This window comes from Lancefieldella parvula (genome assembly GCF_963530955.1).
GTDB classification, from domain to species: domain Bacteria; phylum Actinomycetota; class Coriobacteriia; order Coriobacteriales; family Atopobiaceae; genus Lancefieldella; species Lancefieldella parvula_A.
Window position 1 is genome coordinate 1 of record NZ_CAUSFQ010000047.1, and the last position, 10,162, is coordinate 10,162.

A 10,162-nucleotide genomic window follows, 5' to 3' on the forward strand; every position below is an offset into this window, starting at 1 on the left:
AAAATAACAAAATCTGGATACTTTTTGCTACCTGCACAAACGTGAGGTAGAAAATTCCGTGATTGTGATTTGATCCCCAACTAAACGGATTTTTTACCCAAAAGAGGGGTTGAATTTAGTCGGGTCAAATTTTTGATACAAAATTCCGTATAAACAAAGTTGATTATGCAGCTTTTGAACAGACGATTGAATGTTGTATGGGTGACTGGTTAACAGATTGCTGAAGGCAGTCAATTTCTCTACAGTTCGCCGTTATTTCACTACAACGGCGCCTTCGGGCAGCGCAATATCCGCATCGGTTGCAATTAGAAGATTATTACCTGGGGTTTTGGGAGTATCGGGCCACTCGGGTACGTAAGCGATATGCGCAAACTCCTGCGCAAAGACGTTTGCCACCTGGGGAAGTAGTGTAGACCCGTGGCCTTCGAGCGGACAGCGAACATCGGCCAGATATACCCCGCTATCTGCAAGTTTTTCTTTAATTACTCGTGCACCGGCTGGAGTTCCCAGAGGCCCAAGTGATTTTCGACCAGCAAACACTTCGTTTACCAGCACGTCAATACTGTCAGCATCTGCATTCTGCAGGATCTTCCACGCATCATCTTCGATGACTCGCAGCTCACATAAAGCCGCAGCTAGAGCATCGTCCAGAAAGAAATGCCCACGCGCAAGCGAGACGATCTTCGGATCAATCTCAATAGCGTCAATAACGCCGCTGTTCATGTGCGTAGCCAGGTGTTTTGGCAGCGAGAAACCTCCGCCGCCCATGACTACAACGTGACCCCAAGCAGATACCTGCTGGATAATCTTCGCCATCATCCGGTGATAGTGGACGCAGAGCTCAAAGCGCAGTTCAGGCTCAATATAACTCACGGACTGGAAGGTACCATTAACGTTGAGTAGCCTAATGGGCGTACCGTCGGCGTCTTCGGAGTCAAAAATCATCGTGAGACCAAATTTGGTACGCGTCACAAAAACGCCTCGAGCACGCAGAATTAACAGAAATAGCTGGTAAATGCCAATAACGGCAAGACCCGCTACGGTCGACCATATAAAAAATGTCCAAAAATCATGTAAGACCATGTTAATTCCTTGTTAGTAAGGTTTCCCTCGGTTATACTAGCCGATACGGCGTTTTTTCTGAACGCTTTTACAGGAAAAGATTTTCTGGGGGTTTATATGATTTTAGGACTTGGTATTCCTGAGCTTCTGATTATTGTTGTTATTGTCATGGTTCTCTTTGGACCTAAGAACCTTCCAAAGCTCGGCAAGGCTGTCGGCGAGACCGTCAAGAGCGTCCGTGATGGTATGGAGTCTGAGACCAAGGAAGAAGCCAAGGAGCCAGAGGCTGAGCTCGTTGAGGACGAAGAGTCCAAAAAGGCTGAGTAATCCCATCTCACACGTATAGACCGACTGACCCATCAACAGAAAGAATACGATGGACACTACTAAAGAGATTGTACTTACCCCAGAAGGCCGTCAGAAGCTTGTCGATGAGCTGGCTTATCGTGAGGGCGAGAAACACGACGAGATTGTTGAGCGCATCAAAGAGGCCCGTGGTTTTGGTGACCTTTCTGAGAACTCCGAGTATGACGCTGCAAAAGAAGAGCAGTCTCACAACGAGTCTCGTATCAACGAGATTCGTCAGATTCTCTCTGTCGCAAAGGTTGTCGAGGGCGGCAGCAAGCGCAATGTCACCGTTGCAATCGGCACAACCGTCGAGCTTGCTGATGCAAAAGGCAAGACAACTAAATATGTAATTGTTGGTACTACTGAGACTAACTCCCTTGAGCACAAGATCTCTAACGAGTCCCCAGCTGGCGAGGCTCTTATTGGTCATAAGAAGGGCGACGAGGTTGAGTTCACCACGCCAAACGGCAAGGTGAAGAAGTACACCATTACCTCTATTACTCGCTAGACTGGCACAAAAGATTTTGGTCGCCCCGTGTCCGTCTGGCGCGGGGCGTTTTTACGTGGAGGATACATGTCCGAAGTAGAGAACAACATCGCTGGTAGCTTGGCTGCTGCAGAGAACGCTGCCGCCACCGGCGCAGAGAACGCTGCCGCCGCTGAGAACACCGCCGACGCAACCGAGGTCACCCCAGAGGCTTCCATCAACGACGAGCGTGCTCAGCGCCGCGTCCGTCGCCAGGCGCTCATCGACACCGGCATTGACCCATACCCAATCAAGTCCACCGTTACCGCTCACGTCGCTGAGCTGGAGGAGCGCTACGCTGACCTCGAAGACGGCCAGACTGGCGAGGAAGTCTATTCCGTGGCTGGCCGCGTCCGTGCCATCCGCAACCAGGGCAAGATCGCGTTTGTCGTGGTAGAGGACTATACCGGCCAGATTCAGCTCTTCTGTCGCATCAACAACCTTGACGAGAAGAACTGGGAGCTCCTGGGTCTTCTCGACCTTGGCGACATCATCGGCGCAACCGGCGCCATCATGCGTACGCGCCGCGGCCAGCTTTCCCTGGCAGTCACTTCACTGGAGGTTCTCTCCAAGTCGCTACGTCCTCTGCCTGAGAAGTTCCACGGCCTCACCGACCGCGAGGTTCGTTATCGCCAGCGCTATGTTGACCTCATCATGAACCCCGAGGTCCGTGACGTGTTCCGCAAGCGCTCCCAAATCATCTCCATCATCCGCCAGTTCATGGAGGCGGACGGTTACATGGAGGTTGAGACCCCTGTTCTTCAGGAGATTCTTGGCGGCGCAAACGCAAAGCCGTTCATTACGCACTACAACGCACTGAATACCGAGAACTACCTGCGCATTGCAACCGAGCTTCCGCTGAAGCGCCTGCTTGTTGGTGGTCTTGAGCGCGTTTACGAGCTTGGTCGTCAGTTCAGAAACGAGGGCACCGACCTCACGCATAACCCAGAGTTCACCTCTATGGAGGCATACGCTGCCTACTCTGACCTGGCCGGTATGCGCGAGCTTTCCCAGAACCTCTTCCAGGAGATTGCTCGCAAGGCTTGCGGCTGCGAGGAGGGCCACGAGGTCATCACCTACCAGGGCACCGAGGTTGACCTATCCGGCAACTGGCGCGTTGCGTCCCTGGCAGAGATTGCGTCCGAGGTCACCGGCGAGGAGCTCTCCATTGACACCCCTGTCGAGAAACTCCGTGCAGTCCTGGACCGCTATGAGATTGAGTGGAATCCAGAATGGCAGGCCGGCAAGCTGTTGTTTGAGATCTATGACGAGCTTGGCGAGAAGAGCATCGTAAACCCAACCTTTGTCTGCGATTATCCTGCAGAGGTTTCTCCGCTCACCAAGCGTAAGGCAGACGATCCTCGTCTGACCGACCGCTTTGAGCTCATTATCTGCGGCGCAGAGTACGCAAATGCATACTCCGAGCTCAACGACCCCGTTGACCAGGAGGAGCGCTTTGCTGCCCAGATGGAGGCTAAGCGTCAGGGTGACGAGGAGGCTATGGAGTACGATTACGACTTTATCCGTGCACTTGAGTACGGCATGCCACCAGCGGGCGGCATTGGCTATGGCATCGACCGCATGATGATGCTCTTCTGCAATCAGCCTTCTATCCGCGACGTCCTTCTCTTCCCACAGCTCAAGCCCGAGAAGCGCTAAGAGCTTGGAAGCTTAGCTGCCCCAGCGTAGTACATAAAAACATCAGCCCGGTATCCGCTCGTTGCAGGTACCGGGCTTTTTGTGTGGTTCGTACGGAGGAGAAAAATCCAACGCGAGTCGTATGTTTGCAGAGCCTTCTGATGGGTATAAATCAGAAATATATAGAGAGTTTTGAGAGGTTTCAGCACATGTTTGATAAATTCACTGACAGAGCGCGTAAAGTCATGAGCCTGGCTCAGGACGAGGCTCGCGGTCTTGGCCAGATGTATGTTGGTACCGAGCACCTGCTACTTGCTCTCATCAAAGAGGGGGAGGGTATTGCTGCTCAAGCTCTGGCAAAGCTGGAGGTCTCGTACGACGAGGCCCTGGCAACCGTAAAAGAGCTCACCACGGGCGCAGGAGACCCTATTCCTGGCGGCCACATTCCGTTTACTCCTCGCGCAAAACGCGTGCTTGAGGACGCGTACAGAGAAACCATGACCCACGGTCAAAGTTATATTGCAACAGAGCACCTGCTTTTGGGCATTGTGTCCGAGGGTAATGGTCGCGCTATGGATGCCCTGCGTACCATGGGTGTTTCGGGCGACGCGGTAAGAAACGCTGTTGATGAGCTGGTTGCCCAGACTCCAGATGATGCACCTGCTGGTCCTCGTATGGCAGAGCCTCGCATTGAGGGTGGCATCTTTGGCATGCCTGTAGGCGCTGGTCAGATGCGTCCTAACGCAAACGACGACGCCTCCATGCTGGAGCAGTTTGGCCGCAACCTTACCAAGCTTGCCGCAGATAAAAAGCTTGACCCCGTCATTGGTCGTGACCGCGAAATTGAGCGAGTCATGCAGGTTCTTGCACGTCGCCAAAAGAACAACCCACTTATCCTGGGAGATCCCGGCGTTGGTAAGACTGCCATTGTTGAGGGCTTGGCTCAGCTCATTGCTTCTGGCAACGTTCCTGACATCCTGCGCGGAAAGCAGGTTTGGACGCTTGACCTGGCAAGTCTGGTAGCAGGATCCAAGTATCGCGGTGAGTTTGAGGACCGCATGAAGAAGGTTGTTGCTGAGCTGGAGAAATCCAAGAATGACATCCTCTTCATCGACGAGATTCACACCGTCATTGGCGCTGGCTCCGCAGAAGGCTCCATCGACGCCGCGTCCATCTTGAAGCCACCGCTGTCTCGTGGAGAAATCCAGGTCATCGGCGCAACTACGGCAGAAGAGTACCGTAAACATGTCGAGAAGGACGCTGCATTTGAGAGGCGTTTCCAGCCAGTCAACATCGGCGAGCCAAACACCGACGACACCATTTCTATCATCCACGGTCTTCAGGACCGCTACGAGAAGCACCACCATGTCCACTACACCGAAGCTGCTATCAAGGCTGCTGTTGCGCTTTCTAGCCGCTATATCCAGGACCGCTTCCTGCCAGACAAGGCAATTGATGTCCTTGATGAGGCTGGCGCCCGCGCACGCATCCACAAGATGAGTCTTCCACCAGAGATTGCCCAGGTAGACGCAGATCTTCTCCGCGTTCGTACCCAGAAGTCTGAGGCAGCAAGCGCTCAGGAGTTTGAGCAGGCAGCTCGTCTGCGTGATCAGGAGAAATCCCTGGTAGCAGAGAGGGATCGCTTAGAGACTGAGTGGCGTGAGCAGCTAGACAAGAATATCGTTACCGTTGACGAGGACGATATTGCAAAGGTTGTCTCTGGCATCACTGGTGTTCCTGTTTCCAACCTCACCGAGACTGAGGCTTCAAGGCTGCTTCGTACAGAAGATATCCTTCACCAGCGCGTTGTTGGTCAGGATGAGGCTGTTGTTAAGGTTGCAAAGGCAATCCGCAGAAGCCGCAGTCCTCTCAAAGACCCTAAGCGTCCTGGCGGCTCCTTCATCTTCTTAGGACCTTCCGGCGTAGGTAAGACTGAGCTTGCAAAGGCCCTGGCAGAGTTCCTGTTTGGCTCTGAAGACGCCCTGCTATCCTATGACATGTCCGAGTACATGGAGCGTCACACTGTAGCTAAGCTGGTTGGCGCACCTCCAGGATACGTGGGCTACGATGAGGGCGGCGAGCTCACTAAAGCTGTTCGTAGGCGTCCATACTCTGTTCTGCTCTTTGATGAGATTGAGAAAGCACATCCAGACGTCTTCAACATCTTGCTACAGATTCTGGACGAGGGCCGCTTGACTGACGGTCAAGGCCGTCACGTGGACTTCTCCAATACGGTTGTCATCATGACATCCAACATTGGCGCTCGCGAGATTGCCCGCACCAATACCATGGGCTTCTCGTCAGAAGGCTCTAAGGGACTCTCCGATAAAGAGATTACCAGCCGTGTTATGTCCGAGCTCAAGCGTGGATTCCGCCCAGAGTTCTTGAACCGTGTGGACGAGATTGTTGTCTTCAAGTCGCTCTCTACCGAGCAGCTTCGTGGCATTGTTGACCTCATGGTTCTTGAGCTACGCGATCGCCTGATTGCCAATGGCATGTCCATTGAGCTCACCGAGGCCGCAAAGGATCTGATTGCCAAAGACGGAACCGACCCTGTCTACGGCGCTCGTCCGCTGCGCCGCACCATTCAGTCGATGATTGAAGACCCACTGTCTGAGGAGCTTCTCTCTGGCCAGTGGACCGCAGGCGACATTGTTGCTGTTGATGTTGACGCTGAGGGCAAAAAGCTTGTGTTCACCAAGACCACGGGCGTCATCCCTGAGCCTCGCAAGAAAGAGACAATGGCGCAGCTTGACCAGATGGATGTCAGCATGGGACCATCCTCGCTGCCACAGGGTAGCGCAGGCGGTTCGTCCGACCTGATGTCCTCCGCCGAGTAAGACACTCCGACCCGAGGTTCTGCCTCGGGTCTTTTTGTATCGCAGCTAAAACACACAGTTCTCTTGGCAGAAGCTCTTGGCGAGAAACCCGTCTTCTCCAAACCGTCACTACACGCGCCGGCAACAAAACCGTATACTTGAAATGTTGAAACAAACTGAAGCCGTAAACGTACCAGATCGCAAAACGCAGCCTGTAAGCTGCAAGTAATTGAGGGAGAGCCATGGAGCCAACGCAACTTGATCCAAGCGCAACAGAAAACGAGGACCGTATTGCCACCGCTCTGAAGATGACTGCCCCTGGTACGGCGCTTCGCGTTGCACTGGACATGATTATCGCCGGCCGCTTGGGCGCCCTCATTTGCGTGGGAGATACAGAAAACGTCCTTGCTGCGGGCGGAGATGGTTTCAAACTTGATGTTTCTTTCACAGCAAATCGATTGTTTGAGCTCTGCAAGATGGATGGCGCTGTGGTGGTGGACAAAGACCTCACCAGAATTCTGCGCGCCAACTTCCACCTCAATCCTGATGCAACGCTTCCAACTGCAGAAACAGGCACTCGCCACCGTACTGCCGCTCGCATGAGCTTGCTCACCAAGTCTATTGTGATTGCTGTGTCTTCTCGCCGTTCGTTGATTACGGTCTACGTTGATGGTCACGTTATCCCACTGAAGTCTGTGCCAGCCATTATGTCTACCGTCAACCAGCTTTCGGTTGCCATGCAAAATACACGCCAGCAACTTGATCGTGCGCTTTTGCGCCTGACTGCTCTTGAGCTTGACAACTACGTCACTCTGGGCGATGTAGCAGGAATTTTCTACCTGTTTGAGGTTCTTTTGAGTGCCGCTGACCAGCTTGATTCTTGTCTTTTGGAGCTAGGTAGCGAGGGAAAAACCACTGCCATGCAGCGCGAGGAATATTTGGGTGGCATCGACGAGGCTTATAACCTGATGATTCGCGATTACGCTGTAGATTCTTCCGCTGAAGAGGCGCGCGCCATTCGCCGACGCTTCCACGAGACAGCAAACACTGAGCTCCGCTCCGCAGAAAGTGTTGGCCAGATTCTTGGCTACTCCGATGGCCGCGGAGAAGACGCGTCCATGGAGCCTCTGGGTCTGCGCACGCTTTCCCGCGTTCACGTGGTCAACGATGAGATTGCGGCCAGAATTGTTGACGCCTACGACAACCTGCAGCAGCTGCTTCACGTTGCAGAAAATGATACGTCCAGCCTCAAATCTCTGGGTGTCGAGAACCCCGGTGCACTTGCTAACAGTCTCCGCAGAATGTGGGGTAAGTCAGAATAATGGCTGCAAGCAGCACCTGTGCAAAGGTCGTGTCAAAGCCACGTCCTTCTCGCCTCACAACTCATGGAGCAAAAGCCGATACCGTGGCCGTCATTGTGGCCGGTGGCATTGGCGAGCGCTTTGGATATCCTGACGGCAAGCAGTTTATTTCTGTCTGCGGTCTTCCGCTGATGAGCTGGTCAATCCTTGCGTTTGATCATGCGCCAAGCGTGGCTCACATTGTGATTGCTTGCTCTGACGAGAAACGCGCTGCAGTTCAAGAGGGTGTTGTGGGCAAGCTTGTGCTCCACAAGCCTGTTCACTTTGCAACGTCTGGTGCTACCAGGCAGGAATCGGTTTACAACGCGCTCCAGGTAGTGCCTGCTGGATATGATTTTGTTTCTGTTCATGATGCGGTTCGCCCGCTCATTGAGGTAGAGACTATTGAGCAGGTCATTGGTACAGTTCGCAAGTCGCCTAAGATTGCGGGAGCAATTTTGGCTCACCGCGCAACTGATACGCTGAAGCGCGTAGATGGTGCAACCATTGTAGATACACCTGACCGCTCAACGTTCTGGGCTGCTCAGACCCCTCAGGTGTTCAAGACACGCACACTTCTTGAAGCCCACGAAGTAGCTCGCCAGGAAGGCTACCAGGGAACCGATGACTCGTCGTTAGTTGAACGACTTGGTCTTACGGTGCTGTGCGTTGAGTCGCAACGAGAAAACGTGAAGGTCACGTACCCGTCTGACCTTGCAATTGTTGAGGCTACGCTCAGCCGTCGCCTGGTAGAAGGCGCAACCGGAAGTGGGGCTGTAGGGTGAGTATGCCAGAGCTTAAAATTGGCCACGGATACGATGTTCATCGCCTGGTAGAGGGCAGAGATCTTATCTTAGGTGGCATCAAAATTGAGCACACCAAGGGTCTTCTCGGCCACTCTGATGCTGATGTTTTGGCTCATGCACTTATGGACGCCCTGCTAGGTGCTATGCGCGCTGGCGACATTGGCCAGCTTTTCCCAGATACAGACCCCGTTTATGAGGGCGCTGATTCTATGATGCTTCTGTCCCATGTTATGCAGCTTGTTCGTAATGAGGGCTTTGAGCTTCTGGACTGTGACTGCACCGTTGCAGCTCAAGAGCCTAAGTTACTTCCTCATCGCGACGCTATGAGAAACCGCATGGCGGAGGTCATGGGCGTTTCGCCAGATAAAGTTGGCGTAAAAGCAACCACCACCGAAGGCCTTGGCTTTGTGGGCACTCAAGAAGGTATTGCTGCCTGGGCAGTTGTGCTGCTGGGACGTAGCGCGCAATAAATTACAGCTCTACGATATGGTCGGCTGCCTCCACCACTTTAGGGTCATGAGATATGAGCAGTATTATGTGGTCTTGTTTGACCTTCTTGAGAAGATTAAGAAGGACATCAACACTTTTTTGATCTAATGCAGAAGTTGGCTCGTCAAGCAACATAACACTTGGATTCATAAGCATCATGCGGATAATTGCAATCTTTTGCTTTTCTCCACCAGAGATAGCTGAGCTTCGTTCACTCAGGCGGACATCAAGATTTTGATCGTCACCAAGCAGCAATTTTTCCAGGTTGAATAGCTTGATATAGCTGATTATCTCTTCATCTGTTGGTTGCTTTTTGCAGAGTAGGGTCAGATTATTTCTTACCGTATCGTCAACAATGCTTGGCTCTTGTTCGGTAAATCCAAGAGTATTTTTTCGAAGTTCATACTGATTAATTTGAGTGAGCAAATCCTCATTAATGGCAATAGTGCCTGATAGGTGAGAAGACCACTCTCCGTTAATGAGCTTCAGAAATGTTGATTTGCCTGTACCGTTTCCACCGGTAATAGCGTATATATTTCCTTTTGCAAAACTGCAAGACAAGTTGTTCATCAGTACTTTATTGGTATGTGGATAAGAGAAAGATACATTTGTGCAGGTAATTTGATTGACGTTCTCTGATGGAATGATGTTACCAACGGACTCTTGAGGTAAATCAAGAATCTGCTCAATTCGATTAAGACTTACCGCAATGCTCTGATAAGCCATGCCAAATTCCATAAGAAGCGTAATAGAGCCTAAAAGCGATACAAAATAGCTTGAAATGGTTGCAATATAGCCAGGCTGCAGTGCTCCAAGGAAAATTTGATATGCACAGGTAATAAAGACAATAGCTTGGAATACAGCAATTACAGCATTGTTTAATTCTTGTACGCCAAACTCAAGTTTGTACTGCTCATGAATGGCGCTACGAAGTTTTTGATTGACGGCATAGTGCTGATTAAAGAAGCGCTCAAAGAGGGAATGACGCCTGATGAAATCTACATCAGTGAACTGCGAGAGTTCAATCGATCCATACTGGGACCGCAGTTCTTTAGATTCTTTGTATCTTTTATAGGCCGAAGCTTGGATTTGCTTATAGATAACAAAACTCACCAACAACAGAACAACTGTTAC

9 protein-coding genes are annotated in these 10,162 nt (G+C 51.9%); 7 read left to right on the plus strand and 2 right to left on the minus strand.

Annotated features, from left to right (window positions below):
• Positions 1-252: 252 nt before the first annotated feature.
• Complete coding sequence (locus tag RWJ43_RS04280) at positions 253-972, minus strand: fused MFS/spermidine synthase (protein WP_314008185.1); 720 nt, start codon at positions 970-972, stop codon at positions 253-255.
• A gap of 207 nt (positions 973-1,179) precedes the next feature.
• On the opposite strand from RWJ43_RS04280, the gene RWJ43_RS04285 reads away from it, so the two are divergent.
• The 7 genes from RWJ43_RS04285 to ispF all read left to right on the plus strand — a co-directional run bounded on the left by RWJ43_RS04285 (position 1,180) and on the right by ispF (position 9,009).
• A complete protein-coding gene (locus RWJ43_RS04285) occupies positions 1,180-1,389 on the plus strand; it encodes a twin-arginine translocase TatA/TatE family subunit (RefSeq protein ID WP_314008187.1) in 210 nt (69 codons plus the stop codon).
• A 49-nt stretch (positions 1,390-1,438) separates the two neighbouring features.
• Positions 1,439-1,918, plus strand: coding sequence for a transcription elongation factor GreA (gene greA, locus RWJ43_RS04290; protein ID WP_035426995.1), 480 nt, complete (start codon positions 1,439-1,441; stop codon positions 1,916-1,918).
• A 66-nt stretch (positions 1,919-1,984) separates the two neighbouring features.
• Positions 1,985-3,595 carry a lysine--tRNA ligase gene (gene lysS, locus RWJ43_RS04295; RefSeq protein ID WP_314008189.1) on the plus strand — a complete coding sequence of 537 codons (1,611 nt, stop codon included), beginning with the start codon at positions 1,985-1,987 and terminating at the stop codon, positions 3,593-3,595.
• 188 nt (positions 3,596-3,783) lie between these two features.
• Positions 3,784-6,414: an ATP-dependent Clp protease ATP-binding subunit gene (locus RWJ43_RS04300; protein WP_314008191.1), complete on the plus strand. Its 2,631-nt coding sequence runs from the start codon at positions 3,784-3,786 to the stop codon at positions 6,412-6,414.
• Between the two features lie 221 nt (positions 6,415-6,635).
• Positions 6,636-7,715, plus strand: a complete 1,080-nt coding sequence (gene disA / locus RWJ43_RS04305; RefSeq protein ID WP_035432082.1) for a DNA integrity scanning diadenylate cyclase DisA — start codon at positions 6,636-6,638, stop codon at positions 7,713-7,715.
• The gene (gene ispD, locus RWJ43_RS04310) at positions 7,715-8,518 is read left to right on the plus strand and encodes a 2-C-methyl-D-erythritol 4-phosphate cytidylyltransferase (protein ID WP_314008192.1); all 804 of its coding nucleotides are present in this window, start codon (positions 7,715-7,717) and stop codon (positions 8,516-8,518) included. The genes disA and ispD overlap by 1 nt, the downstream gene beginning before the upstream one ends.
• A 2-nt stretch (positions 8,519-8,520) precedes the next feature.
• The gene (gene ispF / locus RWJ43_RS04315) at positions 8,521-9,009 is read left to right on the plus strand and encodes a 2-C-methyl-D-erythritol 2,4-cyclodiphosphate synthase (protein WP_314008194.1); all 489 of its coding nucleotides are present in this window, start codon (positions 8,521-8,523) and stop codon (positions 9,007-9,009) included.
• 1 nt (position 9,010) lies between these two features.
• Here the strand turns inward: ispF and RWJ43_RS04320 are convergent.
• On the minus strand, positions 9,011-10,162 hold a 1,152-nt coding region (locus tag RWJ43_RS04320; protein ID WP_314008197.1), incomplete at its 5' end, for an ABC transporter ATP-binding protein.

Excerpts from the sequence above, each read along its gene's own strand:
- RWJ43_RS04285 (WP_314008187.1), top strand. The coding sequence starts at position 1,180 with ATGATTTTAGGACTTGGTATTCCTGAGCTTCTGATTATTGTTGTTATT.
- greA (WP_035426995.1), top strand. The coding sequence starts at position 1,439 with ATGGACACTACTAAAGAGATTGTACTTACCCCAGAAGGCCGTCAGAAG.
- lysS (WP_314008189.1), top strand. The coding sequence starts at position 1,985 with ATGTCCGAAGTAGAGAACAACATCGCTGGTAGCTTGGCTGCTGCAGAG.
- RWJ43_RS04300 (WP_314008191.1), top strand. The coding sequence starts at position 3,784 with ATGTTTGATAAATTCACTGACAGAGCGCGTAAAGTCATGAGCCTGGCT.
- disA (WP_035432082.1), top strand. The coding sequence starts at position 6,636 with ATGGAGCCAACGCAACTTGATCCAAGCGCAACAGAAAACGAGGACCGT.
- ispD (WP_314008192.1), top strand. The coding sequence starts at position 7,715 with ATGGCTGCAAGCAGCACCTGTGCAAAGGTCGTGTCAAAGCCACGTCCT.
- ispF (WP_314008194.1), top strand. The coding sequence starts at position 8,521 with ATGCCAGAGCTTAAAATTGGCCACGGATACGATGTTCATCGCCTGGTA.